This window comes from Micromonospora craterilacus (genome assembly GCF_003236315.1).
GTDB classification, from domain to species: domain Bacteria; phylum Actinomycetota; class Actinomycetes; order Mycobacteriales; family Micromonosporaceae; genus Micromonospora; species Micromonospora craterilacus.
The window spans coordinates 1-418 of sequence record NZ_POTY01000585.1; the positions used below are offsets into that span (position 1 = coordinate 1).

1 protein-coding gene is annotated in these 418 nt (G+C 61.0%); it reads left to right on the forward strand.

All coding sequences use genetic code 11. The features are described 5' to 3' along the window. Positions 1 to 418: MATE family efflux transporter (locus tag C1I95_RS37515; protein WP_199524061.1), on the forward strand; the 418-nt coding region annotated here is incomplete at both ends.

The window sequence follows — 418 nt, forward strand, 5'->3', positions numbered from 1 at the left end:
ACTCTGCGTTGAACAACGCGCTGTCGCGCCCAGTGATGGTGACGGTACTGCAGCTCGCCGGCCTCGCCATCAAATTTCCGCTCAACGCACTGTTTCTGTACGGCGGCATGGGCGTCCCCGCGATGGGTGGCCCGGGCTGTGCACTCGCCTCGATGATCATCAGCTGGCTATGGTTTGTGGCTGCGGCCGCCATCCTGATGCGCAATCCCGCATACAAGCCGCTTGCGATTTTCACGCAATACTCACCACCCAATCGCGCCCGGCTGTGGGCACTCGTACGCCTGGGTGTGCCGATGGGCTTCACCTACCTGATCGAGATCACATCGTTCACGTTGATGGCGATCTTCATCGCGCGTCTCGGTACGGTGGTCTTGGCAGGGCATCAGATTGCCGCCAACCTTGGGGCAGTGGCCTACAT